The organism is Actinacidiphila sp. DG2A-62, from assembly GCF_035825295.1.
Lineage (GTDB): Bacteria > Actinomycetota > Actinomycetes > Streptomycetales > Streptomycetaceae > Actinacidiphila.
In genome coordinates this window covers 3,774,786-3,792,220 of sequence record NZ_JAYMGI010000002.1, presented here as the reverse complement: position 1 = coordinate 3,792,220, position 17,435 = coordinate 3,774,786, and the positions used below count along the sequence as shown (strand labels likewise).

Annotated in this window: 14 protein-coding genes and 4 tRNA genes; 5 read left to right on the top strand and 13 right to left on the bottom strand. The window is 71.0% G+C overall.

The features are described 5' to 3' along the window. Window positions 1-315 precede the first annotated feature (315 nt). Window positions 316-390 (bottom strand) — tRNA-Asp (locus VSR01_RS16750). A 79-nt stretch (window positions 391-469) separates the two neighbouring features. Beyond that, a complete protein-coding gene (gene hrpA / locus VSR01_RS16745; protein ID WP_326450018.1) occupies window positions 470-4,513 on the bottom strand; it encodes an ATP-dependent RNA helicase HrpA in 4,044 nt (1,347 codons plus the stop codon). A gap of 137 nt (window positions 4,514-4,650) precedes the next feature. Between hrpA and VSR01_RS16740 the strand changes: the two genes are divergently transcribed. Further along, a complete protein-coding gene (locus VSR01_RS16740; RefSeq protein WP_326450017.1) occupies window positions 4,651-5,673 on the top strand; it encodes an ABC transporter permease in 1,023 nt (340 codons plus the stop codon). Window positions 5,674-5,773: 100 nt separating this feature from the next. Here the strand turns inward: VSR01_RS16740 and VSR01_RS16735 are convergent. The 6 genes from VSR01_RS16735 to VSR01_RS16710 form a co-directional block, all read right to left on the bottom strand. Further along, window positions 5,774-5,847: transfer RNA gene (locus tag VSR01_RS16735), tRNA-Phe, on the bottom strand. Window positions 5,848-5,851: 4 nt separating this feature from the next. Further along, a tRNA-Asp gene (locus tag VSR01_RS16730) sits at window positions 5,852-5,926 on the bottom strand. A gap of 411 nt (window positions 5,927-6,337) precedes the next feature. Next, window positions 6,338-7,381, bottom strand: coding sequence for a lipase family protein (locus VSR01_RS16725; RefSeq protein WP_326450016.1), 1,044 nt, complete (start codon window positions 7,379-7,381; stop codon window positions 6,338-6,340). A 306-nt stretch (window positions 7,382-7,687) separates the two neighbouring features. Next, on the bottom strand, window positions 7,688-8,542 hold the full coding sequence (locus VSR01_RS16720) for a helix-turn-helix domain-containing protein (protein WP_326450015.1): 855 nt from the start codon (window positions 8,540-8,542) through the stop codon (window positions 7,688-7,690). A gap of 20 nt (window positions 8,543-8,562) precedes the next feature. Then, on the bottom strand, window positions 8,563-9,093 hold the full coding sequence (locus VSR01_RS16715) for a DUF6879 family protein (RefSeq protein WP_326450014.1): 531 nt from the start codon (window positions 9,091-9,093) through the stop codon (window positions 8,563-8,565). After that, the gene (locus VSR01_RS16710; protein ID WP_326450013.1) at window positions 9,062-9,322 is read right to left on the bottom strand and encodes a hypothetical protein; all 261 of its coding nucleotides are present in this window, start codon (window positions 9,320-9,322) and stop codon (window positions 9,062-9,064) included. The genes VSR01_RS16715 and VSR01_RS16710 overlap by 32 nt, the downstream gene beginning before the upstream one ends. A 318-nt stretch (window positions 9,323-9,640) precedes the next feature. Between VSR01_RS16710 and VSR01_RS16705 the strand changes: the two genes are divergently transcribed. Next, a complete protein-coding gene (locus VSR01_RS16705; RefSeq protein ID WP_326450012.1) occupies window positions 9,641-10,099 on the top strand; it encodes a glycine-rich domain-containing protein in 459 nt (152 codons plus the stop codon). Window positions 10,100-10,370: 271 nt separating this feature from the next. Here the strand turns inward: VSR01_RS16705 and VSR01_RS16700 are convergent, their stop codons facing one another. The 3 genes from VSR01_RS16700 to VSR01_RS16690 all read right to left on the bottom strand — a co-directional run bounded on the left by VSR01_RS16700 (window position 10,371) and on the right by VSR01_RS16690 (window position 13,239). After that, window positions 10,371-10,862, bottom strand: coding sequence for a hypothetical protein (locus tag VSR01_RS16700; protein WP_326450011.1), 492 nt, complete (start codon window positions 10,860-10,862; stop codon window positions 10,371-10,373). Between the two features lie 96 nt (window positions 10,863-10,958). After that, entirely contained in the window at window positions 10,959-11,465 is a 507-nt protein-coding gene (locus tag VSR01_RS16695; RefSeq protein ID WP_326450010.1) for an NUDIX hydrolase, read from the bottom strand. 238 nt (window positions 11,466-11,703) lie between these two features. Continuing rightward, on the bottom strand, window positions 11,704-13,239 hold the full coding sequence (locus VSR01_RS16690) for an FAD-dependent monooxygenase (protein WP_326450009.1): 1,536 nt from the start codon (window positions 13,237-13,239) through the stop codon (window positions 11,704-11,706). A gap of 549 nt (window positions 13,240-13,788) precedes the next feature. Between VSR01_RS16690 and VSR01_RS37790 the strand changes: the two genes are divergently transcribed. The 3 genes from VSR01_RS37790 to VSR01_RS16680 all read left to right on the top strand — a co-directional run bounded on the left by VSR01_RS37790 (window position 13,789) and on the right by VSR01_RS16680 (window position 16,124). Further along, on the top strand, window positions 13,789-14,454 hold the full coding sequence (locus tag VSR01_RS37790; RefSeq protein ID WP_442785479.1) for a transposase: 666 nt from the start codon (window positions 13,789-13,791) through the stop codon (window positions 14,452-14,454). A 505-nt stretch (window positions 14,455-14,959) separates the two neighbouring features. Continuing rightward, window positions 14,960-15,358 (top strand): hypothetical protein, encoded by a 399-nt coding sequence (locus tag VSR01_RS16685; protein ID WP_326450008.1) that lies wholly within the window; start codon window positions 14,960-14,962, stop codon window positions 15,356-15,358. A gap of 115 nt (window positions 15,359-15,473) precedes the next feature. Beyond that, on the top strand, window positions 15,474-16,124 hold the full coding sequence (locus tag VSR01_RS16680; RefSeq protein WP_326450007.1) for a MazG-like family protein: 651 nt from the start codon (window positions 15,474-15,476) through the stop codon (window positions 16,122-16,124). Window positions 16,125-16,334: 210 nt separating this feature from the next. Here VSR01_RS16680 and VSR01_RS16675 read toward each other — a convergent pair. Beyond that, window positions 16,335-16,407: transfer RNA gene (locus VSR01_RS16675), tRNA-Lys, on the bottom strand. Between the two features lie 215 nt (window positions 16,408-16,622). Further along, window positions 16,623-17,381: a tyrosine-type recombinase/integrase gene (locus tag VSR01_RS16670; protein ID WP_326450006.1), complete on the bottom strand. Its 759-nt coding sequence runs from the start codon at window positions 17,379-17,381 to the stop codon at window positions 16,623-16,625. Window positions 17,382-17,435 lie beyond the last annotated feature (54 nt).

Here is a 17,435-nt window from a genome sequence, read left to right as displayed (position 1 = left end):
ACATGAGACGCCCTTGTGGATCTTGCCTCCGGTGGGGTATAGGAACTTCCGCCCCTATTACGACAGTTGACCGGGCAACAAACCCCCCAACCTCCAACACCCGTGCGTTGGGCGGCACTTGCCCCCGTCCCATACCCCCGTGCGCCGCCTCGACGCCGGGTGTCGCCGCTGCGGGGGCGCGGGGAACTGCGTGCCCGGCCCGCCGCGGAAGCGACCGACCCCCGCAAGCTGCGCAGGCCCCGAAGGCCTCCGCAGGGGGAACGCAAAGCGGCCCGCCTCCGCGTGATCGCGGAAACGGGCCGTAGGCTCAGCGTGCGGTCCTGACGGGATTTGAACCCGCGGCCTCCACCTTGACAGGGTGGCGAGCACTCCAAACTGCTCCACAGGACCTGGGCTGCGCGGGCTTCCCCGAAGGGGGCCGCGCGGCTGCGAGACAGACTGTACAGCAGGTCAGGCCGCGGGGTCGAACTCAGGACCGCGTCCGCGACCACGCCTCGTCGAGCGCCTTGAACACGCGTTTGTCGGAGACCGGGAACGCCGTCCCGAGGGCGTGCGCGAAATAGCTGACCCGCAGCTCCTCGACCATCCAGCGGATGTCCCGCACCGCCGCCGGCACCGGCCGCCCCTGCGGCTGCGCGGCCAGCAGCTCCGCGTACTCCGCCTGGATCTCGCGGACCTTCTCCATCCGCGTGGTGTCCCGCTGCGCCCCCGTCGGCATCTGCTGCAGCCTGCGGTCCACCGCGACCAAGTACCGCATCACGTCCGGCAGCCGCTTCAGCCCCGCCTCGGTGACGAAGCCCGGGTGCACCAGGCCGGCCAGCTGCTCCCTGACGTCCTGGAGGTTGGCCACCAGCACCAGGCTCCTGGTGTCCTTCAGCCGCCGCTCGCACGCCTGCCACGCCGCCAGCACCTGCTGGACCTGCTCCACCGCGCGCACGGTCACCTCCACCAGGTCCGCGCGCACCGCGTCGTACAGCTTGCGGTAGCCCTGCTCGTCCCACGCCGGGCCGCCGTGCGCGGCGATCAGCCGGTCCGCCGCGGCGGTCGCGCAGTCCTCGAAGAGCGCCTGCACGCTGCCGTGCGGATTGCGGGACAACGCCAGCTTCTGCTGGTTGGACAGCCGGTCCGCGGCGAACTTCGCCGGGTTCACCGGCACCCCCAGCAGGATCAGCCGCCGGGTGCCGCGCCACATCGCCTCGGCCTGCTCGGCCTCGGTGTCGAACAGCCGCACCGCGACCGTCGCGCCCTCGTCCACCAGCGCCGGGTACGCCTTGACCGGCTGCCCGGCCCGCCGCGTCTCGAAGGTGCGCTGGAGCGTGCCGACCGTCCAGTCGGTCAGCCCGGTGCGCTGCCCGGTCGGCGTCTCGCCGCCGCGCGCCGGGTCCGCCGAGGCCCGGTCGAAGGCCCGGGTGATCGCCTCGCGGGTCTTCGGCTTCAGCTTCAGCCGCAGCGCCTCCAGGTCCTTGTCCTCGGCGATCTTGCGGCGCCGCTCGTCCACCACCCGGAAGGTGATCTTCAGGTGGTCCGGCACCTTCGCCAGGTCGAAGTCCTCCGCGGCCACCGGCACGCCGACCATCCGCTGCAACTCCCGGGCCAGCACGGCCGGCAGCGGATCGGGCCCGGCGACGGCCTTGTCCAGGAACGCCTTCGCGTAGTTGGGCGCGGGGACGTAGTGCCGGCGGATCGCCTTGGGCAGCGAACGGATCAGCTCGGTGACCATCTGCTCGCGCAAGCCCGGGATCTGCCAGTCGAAGCCGTCCGCGGACACCTGGTTGAGCACCTGCAACGGGATGTGCACGGTCACGCCGTCCGCATCGGCGCCCGGCTCGAACTGGTACGTCACGCGGAACGTGAGCGCGCCCTGCCGCCACGAGTCGGGGTAGTCGGCCTTGGTGACCGCCTCCGCGTTCTCGTTGATCAGCATGGAGTGCTCGAAGGTCAGCAACTCCGGGTCCTCGCGCCGCTTGTGCTTCCACCACGAGTCGAAGTGCGCCCCCGACACCACATGGTCGGGAATCCGCGCGTCGTAGAAGTCGTACAGCGTCTCGTCGTCGACCAGGATGTCCCGGCGGCGCGCCCGGTGCTCCAACTCCTCGACCTCGCCCAGGAGTTTGCGGTTGTCGTGGAAGAACTGGTGGTGGGTGCGCCAGTCGCCCTCCACCAGCGCGTTGCGGATGAACAGCTCGCGGGAGACCTCGGGGTCGATCCGCCCGTAGTTCACCTTGCGGTCGGCGACCAGCGGCACGCCGTACAGCGTCACCTTCTCGTACGCCATCACCGCCGCCTGGTCCTTCTCCCAGTGCGGCTCGCTGTAGCTGCGCTTGACCAGGTGCTGGGCCAGCGGCTCCACCCACTCCGGCTCGATCCGCGCGTTGACCCGCGCCCACAGCCGGGAGGTCTCCACCAGCTCCGCCGACATCACCCAGCGCGGCGGCTTCTTGAACAGCGCGGAGCCGGGGAAGATCGCGAACCTCGCGCCGCGCGCACCCCCGTACTCGTTCTTCTCCGGGTCCTTCAGGCCCAGGTGCGACAGCAGCCCGGCCAGCAGCGAGACGTGCACCCGCTGCGGGTCCACCGCGTCGTCGAGCCGCTCCCCGCCGTCGTCCCGGCGCCGGCCCTCGCCCCTGTGCGAGTCTCCGGTGTCGATGCCCAGTTGCCGGGCGACGGTACGCAACTGGCTGTAGATGTCCTGCCATTCGCGAATCCGCAGGTAGTTCAGGAACTCCGAGCGGCACATCCGGCGAAACGCCGAGGACGACAACTCCCGCTGCCGCTCGCGGACGTAGCTCCACAGGTTGAGGAACGCCAGGAAGTCCGACGTCGGGTCGCGGAACCGGGCGTGCTGCTGGTCGGCCTGCTGCTGCTTGTCCGAGGGGCGCTCGCGCGGGTCCTGGATGGACAGCGCCGCCGCGATCACCATCACCTCGCGCACGCAGCCGTTGCGCTCGGCCTCCAGCACCATCCGGGCCAGCCGCGGGTCCACCGGCAGCTGCGACAGCTTGCGGCCGGTGGCCGTCAGCCGCTTGCGCGGGTCCTTCTGCTGCGGGTCGAGCGCGCCCAGCTCCTCCAGCAGCTGCACGCCGTCCTTGATGTTGCGGCTGTCCGGCGGGTCGATGAACGGGAACTTCGCGATGTCGCCGAGGCCCGCCGCGGTCATCTGCAGGATCACCGACGCCAGGTTGGTGCGCAGGATCTCCGCGTCGGTGAACTCCGGCCGCGACAGGAAGTCCTCCTCGTCGTACAGCCGGATGCAGATGCCGTCCGACGTGCGGCCGCAGCGGCCCTTGCGCTGGTTGGCGCTGGCCTGGCTGATCCGCTCGATCGGCAGCCGCTGCACCTTGGTGCGGTGGCTGTAGCGGGAGATGCGCGCGGTGCCCGGGTCGACCACGTAGCGGATGCCGGGCACGGTCAGGGACGTCTCGGCGACGTTCGTGGCCAGCACCACGCGGCGCACCGCGTTGCCGCCGGGGCGCTGGAAGACCCGGTGCTGCTCGGCCGAGGACAGCCGCGCGTACAGCGGCAGCACCTCGGTGTGCCGCAGCTGCCGTTTGCTCAGCGCGTCCGCGGTGTCGCGGATCTCACGCTCGCCGGACAGGAAGACCAGGACGTCGCCCGGCCCCTCCGCCTGCAGCTCGTCGACCGCGTCGCAGATCGCGGTGACCTGGTCGCGGTCCGCGTCGTCGCCGCCCTCCTCCAGCAGTGGCCGGTAGCGCACCTCGACCGGGTACGTACGCCCGCTGACCTCCACGATCGGCGCGTCGCCGAAGTGCCGGGAGAACCGCTCCGGGTCGATCGTCGCCGAGGTGATGATCACCTTCAGGTCGGGGCGGCGCGGCAGCAGCTGGGCCAGGTAGCCGAGGATGAAGTCGATGTTCAGGCTGCGCTCGTGCGCCTCGTCCACGATGATCGTGTCGTAGGCGCGCAGGTCGCGGTCGGTCTGGATCTCCGCGAGCAGGATGCCGTCGGTCATCAGCTTCACCAGCGTGGAGTCGCCCACCTGGTCGGTGAAGCGGACCTTCCAGCCGACCGCCTCGCCCAGCGGCGTGCGCAGCTCCTCCGCGACCCGCTCGGCGACCGTGCGGGCGGCGATCCGCCGCGGCTGGGTGTGCCCGATCAGGCCGCGCACGCCGCGGCCCAGCTCCAGGCAGATCTTCGGGATCTGCGTGGTCTTGCCCGAGCCGGTCTCGCCCGCGACGATCACCACCTGGTGATCGCGGACCGCCGCGAGAATGTCGTCCTTCTTCTTGCTGACCGGCAGCTCCTGCGGATACGTGATCCGCGGCACGGCCGCCGCGCGCGCCGCGGTGCGCTGCTCGGCCTTGTCGATCTCCGCGCCGATCTCGGCGAGCACCGCGGCGCGCGCCTCGGGCTTGCGGATGCGCCGGGCGCCCTCAAGGCGCCGGCCCAGGCGCTGCTCGTCGCGCAACGTGAGCGCGGGGAGCCTCCCGGCCAGGGCCGGGAGGCTCGCGGTGTGGTCTTCCGCCCGGTCGGCGGGGCGCTGGTCGGTAGGCATACGCACCCCAGCATCGCATCCGGGGCGCGCTCCCGGCGAACACGTTTCGCGCCCCCCGGCGCCGGGGGCCGCACCGCCGGTGTGCCGGCGCCCGGCGCCGACAGGCGAGTGTGACGTACACCGCATACCGTGGCGCTGTGGCGGAGAACGGGGCGAGTGCGGCGCGGGCGTCGAGGTGGGACGCGTTCAGGAGGTCGCCGTTCCTGCCCGCCTGCGTGCTGCTCCTGCTGATCGCCGCCGCCGCGGGGCTCTTCGCCGGGTCGTACACGTACAACATGGCCAACCCCACCCCGCGCCGCATCCCCACCGCGGTGACCGGCATCCCGACCTCGCAGGTCAAGCGGGCGCAGTTCGTCGCCGGCATGGAGCAGGCCCTCGGCGCGTCGCTGAAGCTGCACCACTACGACGACTACGCCTCCGCGCGGGACGCCGTCGAGGCGCAGAAGGTGTTCGCGATCCTCCAGGAGCCCGGCCCCGAGCCCGGCCCCCGGCTCTACATCTCCTCCGCCTCGGGCGCGAGCGTCGCACAGCTGCTCGCGGAGACCGCGCCCCGGGTGGGCGCCTCGATCGGCGTACGGGTCACCGTGCGGGACATCAACCCGCTGCAGAAGGGCGACCCGCGCGGCCTGGCGATCTTCTACATCTCGCTGGCCGCGGTGATCCTCGGCTTCGTCGGCGCGATCCAGCTCAGCGTGCACGCGCGCGGGCTGCTCCCGTGGGAGCGGATCTGCTTCATCCTGGCCATGTCCATGCTCGGCGCGTTCTCGATCGCCGCGGTGGTCGACTGGGGGCTCGGCGCGCTCGACCTGCCGTTCGCGGAGTCGTGGGCGATCCTGGCGTTCACCATGTTCACGTCCGGCATGGTCTTCACGATGTTCAACACGCTCTTCGGCCGCTGGGCGATGCTGCCGACCTGGGGCCTGATGGTGCTCCTGGGCAACCCCTCGTCCGGCGGCGCGGTGTCCTGGCCGCTGCTGCCGTCGCTGCTCGGCCGGATCGGGCAGTGGCTGCCGCCGGGCGCCTCGGTGAACGCGCAGCACACGGCGGTGTACTTCGGCGGCCACCAGCACGTCTTCCCGTTCGCGGTGCTCGCGGCGTGGGCGGCGGTGGCGACGTCGGTGTTCTGGGTCTGGCGGCACCGCCATCCGGGGGGCCGCTGAGCCGCGCGGGGGACGCGGCCCCTGCCGCCGTGCGCGGCAGTCGTTCCGCCGGAGAACGACGCGGGGCCCGCCTCGATGAGACGGGCCCCGCGTCGTGCGGTGGCTGGGGCCGGGGTCGAACCGGCGACCTACCGCTTTTCAGGCGGTCGCTCGTACCAACTGAGCTACCCAGCCGCAGCGGTCCTGACGGGATTTGAACCCGCGGCCTCCACCTTGACAGGGTGGCGAGCACTCCAAACTGCTCCACAGGACCTTGCTCGTGCGCTCCGCGCGGGACAAGTGTCGCACATGTCGGACACCGGTCTCACACGGGTTTGCGCGACCTCCGCGCCGTGCTGCCCCCGACCTGCGGTTCTGCGGATCAGGCGGACATTTCGGCGGGCCGATGTCGCTGGATCAGCGTAGCAGACCCCGGGGGCCGCTCCGGACACGCGAGCGGGCGGCCGTCCGCGCCGGCGCGGGCCGCTGTGCCGGCACGGGCCGCCGTGCCGTACGGGCGTACGGGCGTACGGGCGCGCGGGCGCGCGGGCGCGCGGCTTGGCAGCGCGACCCGGGCCGCGGGTGGGAGCCCTGTCCGGGTGGGAGCCCTGTCCGGGCGGGAGCGATGTCCGGCGCGGCGCCCGGGGCCGCTACGCCGGCAGGAGGTGTTCGAACCACGCGGCGATCAGCGGCATGGACCGCAGCGGGGAGACGAAATGGCCGACGTCGCCCACGTCGGTGAGCGCCGCGGTGGTGCCGGAGGCGGCGAACTCCGCTTGGCAGTGGCGGGAGTTGGCGATCGCGACGTCCTTGTCGCCGCGCGCCGCGTAGAGGTGGACGGGGGCCCGCGGGGTCCAGCCCGAGCAGGTGGTGTCGTTGACCCGCATGGCCTCCAGCAGGGGCCCGGTGGGGTGTCGGAGCCGGCGGACGAACTCCGGGGTGAGCACCTGCTCGGGTGTCGCGGGCAGGCGGGCGAAGACCTGCTGCTGGCTGTGCAGCCCGTCGAACAGCGCCTCCACGGTGGTGTCGTAGGCGGCGCGAACACCTGCGACGGCGCGTCGTAGAAGTGGTGCAGGCGGTTCATCGCGACGGTCCAGTACGCGAAGTAGAAGGCCGCCTCCTTCGGATCGAGCGTGGGGTCGTCGCCGAACGCGGCGGGGATCTCGGCGTGCTGGACGTCGTACGGGCCGCTGACCGGGGCCAGCGCGGCCGGCTCGAAGTGCGGGTCGACGCCGCTCTGCAGGGCGCGGGCCAGCGCCGTGGCCGCCGTGCCGCCCTGGGAGAAGCCGGTGACCAGGACCCGGCCGTCGAGCGTCCGGCCGCGGCCGGCGGCGAACGCGCGGGCGGCGCGCAGCATGTCCACCGAGGCGGTCGTCTCCGTCGCGGTGTCCATGTACGGGTGGACGCCGGGGCCCTCGCCCAGGCCGAGGTAGTCGGGGGCGACGGCGGCGTACCCGCGCCCGGCGAACAGCGTCGGGGACACCCGCGCGTCGCTCTCGTCCACGGACGGCGCGTCGGACTTCGCGACGAGCGTCCCGTGCTCGTAGGCGACGGTGTGCAGCGTGCGGGCGCCGCTGTCCGGCAGCACGACCAGCCCGCTCGCGGTGGTCGCCCGCCCGTCCGCGTCGACCGTGCGGTAGACGAGGCGGTACTGGTCGACGCCGTAGCGCGGCGCGGGCGCGTCGTAGCCGCCGTCGCTCAGATAGCGGCCGGTGGCCGCGGCGGACATGTGCGCGACGCGCTGCGCGGAGACGACCTGGCCCCGGTCGGCGCGAGCGCCGCCCGCGCCCTCGACCCCCTGGACGCGGCGGGCGTCGCACCGACGCCCCCGCCTGTGTGCGCCGCGTGGGCCGCGGACGCCGCGGAGTGCGTGCTCGCGCATCCGGACCCGAGGAGCCCCGCGGAGGCGAGCGCGACGGCCGGAAGGATCATTTTCCTGTTCACCCCGCCGACGCTGGGCCGCCCCACCCCACACCCCCAGCCGGTAACCCCGCCCCTCCTGGGTGGGGACAACCCCCGGTGCGGACGATGGGGATCAGCGCAAAGCCTCGATCGCCCGCACGATCAGCGCGCGGGCGTCCGCGCCGTACACGGCCATGCCGCGCAGCTGCTCGAACGCCGCCACGTAGAGAGCGGTCTCGCTGGGCTGGTTGATCCGCACCCGCGCGCTCACCAGCTCGACCGACACCAGTCTGTCGTCGTAGACGTGGAACGTCTCGCGTGGCCACTGCGCGCGGTCCGCGGTCGCCTTCGGGATGATGCCCAGCGATACCGCGGGCAGCGCGCCGGCGGTCAACAGGAATCCGAGCTGGGCGGCCATCGCGTCGGCATCGCCCATCTGGTGGTAGAGCACGCCCTCCTCGACGAGCAGGAGGAAGCGCCGTCCCTGCTCATAGATGATGCGCGAGCGCTCCACGCGGGCCCGGGCGGCGTCCGCGCTGTCGTCGATCGGCAGGTTCCTGAACTTCGCGCTGACGCGCAGGACCGCCGCGGCGTAGCCCTCGGTCTGGAGCAGACCGGGGACGAGCGACGAGGAATAAACGCGGTAAAGGGCCGTCTCCCGGAACAGCTTCGCCGAGTTGCTCTGCAGCTCCCGCAGGCCGCGGCGCGCCTCGTGTCGCCACTCCGCGTACAGCGACTCGGCGTGCAGAGACTGTGCTACGAGGTCCTCTGCCTGGTCCTGTGCGCCGACGGCACTGCACCAGGCCCGGATGTCCTTCGCGTTCGGCGCGGTCTTGGCGTTTTCGATGCGGGACGTCTTCGGATGGGACCAGCCGCACCGGTCGGCCAGCTCTACGATCGTCAGTCCGGCGCTCCTGCGCAGCTCTCGCAGACGATGGGCGACTGCTATGCGGGCGGCCTGGGCGGATGACGACGGGGACACGGGCATGAACCGGCCGGTGCTCCTGGCTAGTGGATCTCGTACTGGTCGTGCGGGACGGCTCTTTCCCACACTGACTCGAAGGCGGTCGCGCAGAGCTTGACTGCGGCGGGGGCGTCGGTGAGTTCGGGGCCGGCGGATGCGCCATCACCGGTGAAGTGGTTCCAGCGCACGAGGGCGCCATCGAACAGCCAGAAGTCGTTTCCTGGCAGGGCGATGTCGGAGGCGCGGCGCCGGGGCAGCCAACGGACCTGTTCGCCTGCGGCGACGTTGGTGAAGGTCCCCGAGTGCTCGTAGCGGATGTACTCGCTGACGGGCTCGGACACGATGCGCGCCCGGCGGACGACAACGTTGCGGGCCACGGTCTCGGAGATCAGGTCGAGCCACGGCCGCCACCACGAGGCGCGGTCGTCCGGGTCGAGCCGGTGTCCCGCCCGCCACCTGGCGAAGCTCTCCCTCTCGCGGTCGACGGAGTAGGCGTCGCGCATCTCCAGGTGCACGGCGGAGTGCTGGGCCTGGCTGAGAAGTTCAGCGAAGCCGGGCACGCTGCTCGACGACATCACACGCCTCCCTGATCATCGGCACCATACGGGCCGGGATACGGATCACGGCCTCGCCCGCCGGGACACCGACGGCATGCCCCGGAACAGTGAAGGCACCGGCCTCCGCGGACGTCGCCTCGTCCTCCCAGCCCTGGAAGACGATGTCGAGCTTTTCTTCGTCCACCCACACGGTGGGACTTTCCTCGTCGCCGGTGTTGGGGTCGATGCCGATGAATCGTAGTGACACGTCGATCTCCCCTTAGATGGGCGTGCAGTTGTGTGCAGCACTGTCGCTCCTCTGGGAGGCAGCGTCAAGGCGCGTCTACGGCACCCATGAGGTGTGACCGCATATCAAGCACAAATCTGCACACGACTAGTTGGCGTGCGCGCATTGCTCGTAGCGTCGGCAGAGAAGCGCCCCGACTGCTCACACGATGGGGGCGCTCTCGTTGTGAGCACTGAACGCCTCAGCGTCGGCGCGCGGTGGCCACGCCCTAACGACTGGAAGGCACCACTCGTGAACGCGACCCTCATCGATGTCCGAGGCTTACTCACCAACCATGAGATGGCCGACGTCAGCGCCACCGTCCTGGGCAACAACCCGGGCATGGAACAGGCGACCGCCGAGCGGATCGTCATCGACGCCCTGGCCTACGTCACCGCCGCGGCGCGCAACCCCGGGGTGTACCTCTCCCCGTCCCGGACCGTCGACGAGGGCTGGCACGCCCTCATCCTGCACACGGCCCTCTACGCCCGCCTGTGCGAACGCCTTGGACGGTTCGTGCACCACTACCCCGAGCGGCCGGACCCCACCCGGCACAAGGACGGCGTCATGGACCGCACCCTCGCCCTCATTCGTGAAGCCGGCCACGCCCCCGACCTGGAGCTGTGGACCCGCCCCCTGGAGATGATCGTGGGCGTCGCGGCCGACTGCTCCCACACTCCCAAGCCGGGCGGCTGCGGCCCCATCAACCCGGGTGGCTGTGCGTCGCACTGCACCTCGGGCGGTGACGGGGCGGCGTAGCCTGCCGGTGACGAAGGAGGCGCTCATGACCGAGTGGACCGACCCGCGCCACGCGCGGACGCTTGCCCGCTTCCGCCGGGCGCAGGCCGCAGCTCAATCCTCGGCGTGCGAGCCCTGCACCGGGACTGGGCTTCAACGCGGGACCACATGCCGCGCCTGCACCGGCACGGGGGAGCAACGCCCTGTCCGCGCATTCATCACCACCTGACCCGCGGGCGCGGCGCTCTGGGGGCGCAAGCGGTCAGGTCCCGGATGCCCACGTGCAGGCGTCCTACGCCGCGGCGCGCTCGGCGCCGGGCGGCCACACCACGTCCACCGGAATGGCTGCCGCGCGCGCTCGCAGGGCCACGTCAGTGGTGCCGCCGCCCTTGCCGCCCGGCGGTTGGCCGTTCCACACGGCGACCAAGCGGTCCGCGCGGTCCAGGAGCACGCGGTTCGCCGCTTCGTATGCCTCTCGCCCGGCCGTGGTGAACGGCGCGGTCACCACCTCGGTGGCATCCCGCACCAAACGGTCGAACGCGGGAGCGTGGTCGGGCTTCACTTTCTCCGCCCGGTAGTCGCGGGACGGAATGACCGCGACCAACTCGCCCCCGGCCGCTAGGACTTCTTCCGCGAAGAGGGTGTCCGCACCCGCTGCCAGGCAGGAGACACCGACGAGTTCGGGGCCGCGGTACCGCGCCACCACCTCGCGCAGCGCCTCTCGGACCAAGCTCACCGAGTCCACGGTGAGATCCATATGGCCGGTGACGGCGAGGACGGTCAAGGGTTCGGCTTCCTCTCGGAGTGCGGTCGGTGGAGGAGAGTGTCGGCCCGCCGGGAGCCCGTAAGCGCCGGTCGGGCGCCTGGGACGACGCCGATTTCAGCTTCTGCCGTCGTTCAGGTATCGGGGGATCGAGTCCGCGCACGAGGACAGTGCGGCGCGGAGGCGCTTCCGCAGGCGCTCGCGGAGGGCGTCGGCCGCCTGATCGGGCGGGACGAATCGCGCCTCGGCGAGCTCACCGTCCTGCGGCCGCAGCCCGGCGGCCTGAATCGACGTGAGCGTGCCGCCGTCGAAGATGAAGGCGAGTTGGTCGTCCCAGGGACCGTGCGGCGGAACCCAGTCCACCACGAGGAGGCCGCGCAGGACGGCATCGAGGCCGAGTTCCTCCTTCAGCTCGCGGCGGGCGGCGTCGTCGGGCGACTCGTTGGCCTCGGCCATGCCGCCGGGCAGGTCCCAGCCCGGTTTGTACGTCGGCTTGACCAGCAGTACGCGGCCCTCCTCGTCGCGCAGCAGGACGTCCGCGGAGACGCGCTTGCGGGCCTGCATGGCGTTGCCCTCGGCGAGGTAGGCGTTCCAGGCTTCCGGGCCGGCTGGGGTGGGCCTCATGGGGTGGCGCCCCCGCGGGGCGGGGGAACGATGTCGGCGAGCAGCAGCATTCTCGCGCCCCCCATGGCCAAGTGCTGCGGCGCGAACGGCTGCACGTGCGCCGTGGCCGCCGGTCCTGGCATCACGGTTGACGGCAACGGCAGCCCGACCAACCCCTGCATCGTCAGCTCGGACGCGGCGCAGCCGACCGCGCTCCCCGGCGACGGCTCCGCTGAAGAGCAGCCCTTCGGCCTGCGGCCTACGACAGCAACAGCGCTTCGTACACCCGCAGCGGTGCGTCGTTGCCGAGGGTGATGACCGCCCCGACGTAGCCGTCCGGCCGGACCAGGACGCGTCCGCCGCCCGTCAGCCCGAGGTGGATGGCGACGACAGCGGCCGGGTCGGCAACCACGGTGTCGTAGCCGTCACGCTCCGCGTCGTCGGCGGTGACGAGGATCTGCCGGAAGCCCGACGCGGCTGCCGCCGGGGTCTCGCTGCCGGGTGCAAGGGTGAGCAGCACGTGGTCCTTCCCGTCTGCGAGTGCGGCGCGCACTCCGGGGTGGTGGGTGGGCAGGTGATCGCCGGCGGCCAGATGTGCACGGTCGCCGGAGGGGACGACGAGCGGACTGTCCCGGTACGAAAGCGCGGTCTCCTCGACTTTGTCCGCCAGCGCCAGGCGCACCGGTGCGAGTGCGGTCATCGCGTGCATCGCTCCGTTGCGAAGTTTCTGCGCGACCGGGCTGGTGAAGGCTCCGACGCGGGTGAGGTCGGTGGTGAACTCGATCACCTTGGCGCCGACCGGGTGGCGTTCCGCGTGGTAACTGTCCAGCAGAGCCCGCCCTTCGGCTGCCTGGGTGCCGGCCGCGAGTGCGAGTTTCCATCCGAGGTTGAACGCGTCCTGCGTGCCGGTGTTCATGCCCTGACCGCCCGCCGGACTGTGCACGTGCGCGGCGTCCCCGGCCAGGAACACCCGCCCCACACGGTACTGCGGCACCTGCGCGTGGTGGACCTCGAAGGTCGTGAGCCACAGGGAGTCCTTGATCCGCAGGCGCCGGTCGGAGCGCTGGTCGACGACCTCCTGCAGCCACTCCTGAGTCGCCGGGCCCACTGCGTCCGACGGGACCTGCGCGATCAGCCGCATCCGGTCACCCTTCATCGGGAAGGCCAGCAGGGGACCGTCGTGCCGCGAGAAGTACGTGTACATGGTGTGCGGATCGAGGTCGTGGGCCGCGTGCACGTCGCCCATCAGGAACCGTTCACCCGTGAACGACCCGGCCAGCGCGCTGCCGACCAGGTGCCGCACGTCGCTGTGCGCGCCGTCCGCGCCCACCAGCCACGAGCCGGCGAGCACATCCTCGGACCCGTCAGGTCGCCGCACCCGCGCCCGGACCCCCGAAGCGTCCTGGTCGAGCCCAGTCAGGGTGACACCCCGGTCCACCGTGACGCCGTGCCGCGCCAGCGCCTCGGTGAGGATCCGCTCGGTATCGGTCTGTGCGATGGTCACCGAGTACGGGAACGGACTGTCCACCACGCCGAAGCCGACGCGAGCGACCGTCCGCCCTTCGGAGCGCAGTTCCATCGCGTCGGTACGGACGCCCGCCGCGATGAGTTCCTCGACCACCCCGATCGTCTCGAACATCTCCAGACTCCGTGCGTGCACAAGGATCGCCCGCGACTCATCGGTCGGCTCCTCCAGCTTATCGATGACCCGCACGGGCACGCCCCGGCGCGCCAGCTCACCCGCGACGGTCAGTCCGACCGGACCGGCTCCCACAACAATGATCGGGTCATTCACCAGCGGTCCTCACCATCTCTCGGCCCAGCGCCTGGTGGTCGCGCACGACGGTCAACAAACCGCGCAGTGGCACGTTTCGGCGGAGTGTATATCGGATGATCACGCACTCTGCTGTTCCGTCCAGTGCCTGCGGTACCCGGTCTTTCTGCAAACTCCCGTCGTCCGGCGGGGCTCTTCGCCTCACTGCCCCCATCGTCCGCACTAACAGAGCGCACGCCGCCCGGCGTCACCGACACCTTCACTGTCAACCTCACCCTGACCGGTACCGGCACGAGCGCGGACCCGTACGACGTCTACGGGACGTGAGTGCGCCGACGTCTGGACGTGCTTCTCCGCCGGGGACGGCGCGGCCTACGACCCGGCGGCGACGACGTTCGAGGTCCTGGTCACCACGGGCGTCACTGTGCTCGGGATCAGCGTTTTCGGCCCTGGCGTGGCCGCACCGGGGTCACCGTCCACGCCGTCGCCGTGGCTCCCTGAGTGCGCCGTGAGCGCCCCCGCGGAGCACAAGTACGCCGCCCCTGCGCCCTGTCGTCCGGTTGCTCCTACATGGAGGTTGGGGCAACCGGAGAAGACCATTTCGTCTTCGGCCACCCTCGTGGACAGGAGCACCATGACAACCGTTCTCGCCCGTCTCACACCGCTGGCCTGCGCTGGTGCCCTGGCTCTCGCGGGAACTGTGGCTATCGCCGCTCCCGCGCACGCCGCGACCTCCACACCCGTGCATTGCGCCTCGGTAGGAACGACCGACACCCCAGCGATATCACTTCTCCTTGGGCTCTTGGGAATCGTGGCTCCCCCCGGTACATACGCCGGCCTGAACTGCACGCCGCCCACCCCGACAACGCCGGTCAACTTCTGCGCGCAGACCGTCTATGGCGGTGGCCTGGTCGACTTGGGGACTCCGCCTATCGGGGAAGGTTGGTGCCCCTGACCGCTAGGCGGTTTCGTATGAGTCAGCCGGTCGTTGGTCCGGGTGTGTCGTTGACTGATGCGCAGTGGGCGAGGATCGAGCCGTTGCTCCCGGACCGGACGCCGAAGCGGGGTGGCCGCTGGCATGACCATCGTGAGGTGCTCGACGCAATCGCCTTCAAGTCCCGGACCGCTACCGAGTGGGCGCACCTGCCGGAGAAGTACGGCAACTGGCGAGGCGTCTTCAACCGGCCGCGGATGGGGCCGTCGACGGCACGTGGGAGCGGGTGTTCACTGCCTTGATGGCCCAGGCCGACGCGGACGAAGACATCAGCTGGGTCGTGTCCGTCGACTCCACCATCGTGCGCGCGCACCAGCACGCTGCCGGGGCCCGCCCCGGCCGGCGAGCCGGACGACCACGCCATCGGCCGGTCCCGCGGCGGACTGACCACGAAGATCCACTTCGCGGCCGACGGCCGGTGTCGGCCGCTGCCGTTCGTCCTCACCGCCGGCCAGGCCGGAGACGCACCTGCCTACGCCTTCGTCACCGCGCGGCATGAGGCTCTGGTGCGCCTGCGCGCGTACGAGCATGGGCCGGTGAAGCTCGGCCTGACCGATCACGCGGCCATGGTGCTGGTCCTCGGCCAGGGGCCGGCGCAGGGGCCTGACGGACGGGTGTCGCACCCAACCCCGTGACCTGCGGTACCTCTCGGCTACTTCTCCCGGAATCTGGGTGTGAGCGAGGGCGAGACCCGCGTAGCCGCCCTGCTGGACGGCGTCAACCGGCGCACCGAGCTGCCGGGGACCGGTGGCGGGACCGGAGCTCGGCACCGTCGCCGAGGGCATCGAGCCGGATGACGCCACGCGCCGGCACTGGCTGAGCCCGACATCAACGCCCTGTCCCTGGACCGGCGCTTCCTGCCGCAAGACCGTACCTAGCCGACGACAGCCGCCGGAAAGCGAACTTGGTCGCGGCGCGACGCACCGCTTCAACCGCGACCCGTCCTTCCCGGCCCGGAACGTCGCGCTGTACGGGGCAGCAGCGGAGCTGCTGCGCGGCATGGGCGTGCCCGTCCTCGTCATCGACGCCGGCGGCGCCTCCCCGGCCGCGGCCTCCGAGCAGATCACGTCTGCCGCACTCGCCGGGGTCGGTAACAGCCACTACCGCGGTCCGTCGAACCCGTCGCAAAGAGCCACTCCCGCATGACCCCGAACCGGACCGCGAGCAGGGCACTTGGGCAACGATTGAACGGCTGAAGGTCTGGCTGGACGAGAAGGACAACGCGACGCCGGACCAGGCGCTGCTACTGCGGCTGCTCAAGGTGCAGGAAAAGGTCGGGGAGGTCGCGCAGGCGACGATGGGCGCCGTCAACGCCAACCAGTGCAGGGGCCACAGCCATACGTGGGAGGACGTCGAGGCCGAGCTGTGCGACGTGATCATGAGCAGCATGGTCGCGCTGGCCACCATCACCCCGGACGCGCCGCGGCGGTTCCGGGAGCGCCTGGACGGAGCGGGCGCTGCCGCCCGGCGGTGTGTGCGCGGCCGAAGCGAGCGTAGGGGAAATGCGGGAGGGCCCCCGCGGGGGCGTATGGCGCTCCGGGGAGCTGTTGGGGTCCGGGGCCGTCGGCGAGGCGGGAGCGGTCTTGGTGGCCCACGGGAAGCGCGGCTTGCGCCGGCCTTGCTGTGGGACGCGGATGACGATGTCGGCGCTGATCCGGAGGTCTTCGCGCTTCTGGCCCATGGCGGTGGCGTAGCCGGACAGTCGGGCGTCGCGCAGCTGAGCGTCGCTGACCTGCCGGTTGTGCCAGCCCAGAATGGCGATCCAAGGTGGCAGGGAACTCAGCTCCAGAAGGATGCCGAGGCGGACCAGGGCGGGGTTCTGTACGGCGGGATGGAGGCCGATGAAGCCGAGAGCACAGCCAACCGCGACGAGCAGAGTCGCCAGTGTGAGGACAATCCGGGTGGACAGTAAAGGGGCATTTCACCCCGGTGAGGGATGGCGGGTGAGAGGTGGGCGGAGCTATGCGGAGCGGTAGAGGGAGGGTGAGGGGGCGTCCGGCGGGGCATCATGGGCCGGTGGGTGGTGTGCAGATGAGCGAGCAGTGAGCGAGCACGGTCATGTATACGTTTATAAATGACCCGGAGCCCTGGTCAGATGTGCCCTGACCAGGGCTCCAGTAGGTAGGCCCTGTGGGACTCGAACCCACAACCAATGGATTAAAAGTCCACTGCTCTGCCAATTGAGCTAACGGCCCGCGTACTTTCTTGCGTTGTCACATTCTATCAGCTACTCTCACGCGCTCTCATTAGCCCTGGTCAGCGGGTCTTTGGGAGTCCGCGCGGAGCGCCGTTCCTCCCGCCGACTCTCGGCAACTCTCAGTGACTTTCACGCTCTCGGGCGAGCACCGGGCGAGCAGACGGCCCCTCAACTCGCAGGTCAGCAGGGCCTCAACGATGGTCCCAGATCGCCTCACGCTGCGCTCTCCTCGGCGCCCTCGGCGCCGTCCTCGCCGTCCTGTACGGCTTCCTCCGCCTCCTCGGGCGTGTCCTCGGGGCCGGGCGTCTTCTTCCCCGCCCGAGGTACGGCCGCCGCCGACCGCTCCGCCAGATCCTCCTCGTATTCCTCGAACAGCGACATATACGTATTCGAGGTCAATGCGATATTGGCGTGCCTGAGTTTCGCCTTCGCATCGTGAATATCGCCACCGCCAGCCTTTACCAATGCCGCTGCGACATGGCGCAGGTCGCGGAGGTTGATCGGCGGCAGGTCGGCCTGTTCGTAGAGCTTCACGAATTCCCGGCTGAGCACGTCGGGGTGCAGCCAGCTTCCGTCTTGGGCGGTGAGGATCTTGCCCGTCTCGATCCAGTCGTGGGCTTCCTCTCCGCGGGCGCGGCGCTCGGCGGCCTCGGCGTTCCACGCCTTGCGCTCCGCGTTCTGGCGCTTCTTGTGCTCGCGCAGGACTGCCACGGTGCCGCGGTCGATGACGACGGCGGCCATCGAGCTGTCGGTCTTGGGCGCGGTCTCGATCGGCGTGTATCCGTCGACCACCAGCTCACGGAGCACGTCCAACCGCGGGGGCTTGGCGTTGAGGTGGGTGTCGTCCCAGCCTTGTCCGCAGCCCTCGCCGCGGCGCAGGCCGTGGTGGGAGATGAGGTGGAAGCCGACGTACAGCCTGTGCGACTCGGCGGCGTCGAGGAACCTGCCGAGCTGGGCGGGGGTCCACACCATGACGCTGCCGGGGATCTCGCCGGTCTTGCGCCAGCGTGCGACGCGCTCGTCCGT

What these genes read in the sequence shown, in the direction of transcription:
- hrpA (WP_326450018.1), bottom strand. Translation starts at nt 4,513, where the DNA reads ATGCCTACCGACCAGCGCCCCGCCGACCGGGCGGAAGACCACACCGCG.
- VSR01_RS16725 (WP_326450016.1), bottom strand. Translation starts at nt 7,381, where the DNA reads ATGTCCGCCGCGGCCACCGGCCGCTATCTGAGCGACGGCGGCTACGAC.
- VSR01_RS16720 (WP_326450015.1), bottom strand. Translation starts at nt 8,542, where the DNA reads ATGCCCGTGTCCCCGTCGTCATCCGCCCAGGCCGCCCGCATAGCAGTC.
- VSR01_RS16715 (WP_326450014.1), bottom strand. Translation starts at nt 9,093, where the DNA reads ATGTCGTCGAGCAGCGTGCCCGGCTTCGCTGAACTTCTCAGCCAGGCC.
- VSR01_RS16705 (WP_326450012.1), top strand. Translation starts at nt 9,641, where the DNA reads ATGGCCGACGTCAGCGCCACCGTCCTGGGCAACAACCCGGGCATGGAA.
- VSR01_RS16695 (WP_326450010.1), bottom strand. Translation starts at nt 11,465, where the DNA reads ATGAGGCCCACCCCAGCCGGCCCGGAAGCCTGGAACGCCTACCTCGCC.
- VSR01_RS37790 (WP_442785479.1), top strand. Translation starts at nt 13,789, where the DNA reads ATGGAGGTTGGGGCAACCGGAGAAGACCATTTCGTCTTCGGCCACCCT.
- VSR01_RS16670 (WP_326450006.1), bottom strand. Translation starts at nt 17,381, where the DNA reads ATGGTGTGGACCCCCGCCCAGCTCGGCAGGTTCCTCGACGCCGCCGAG.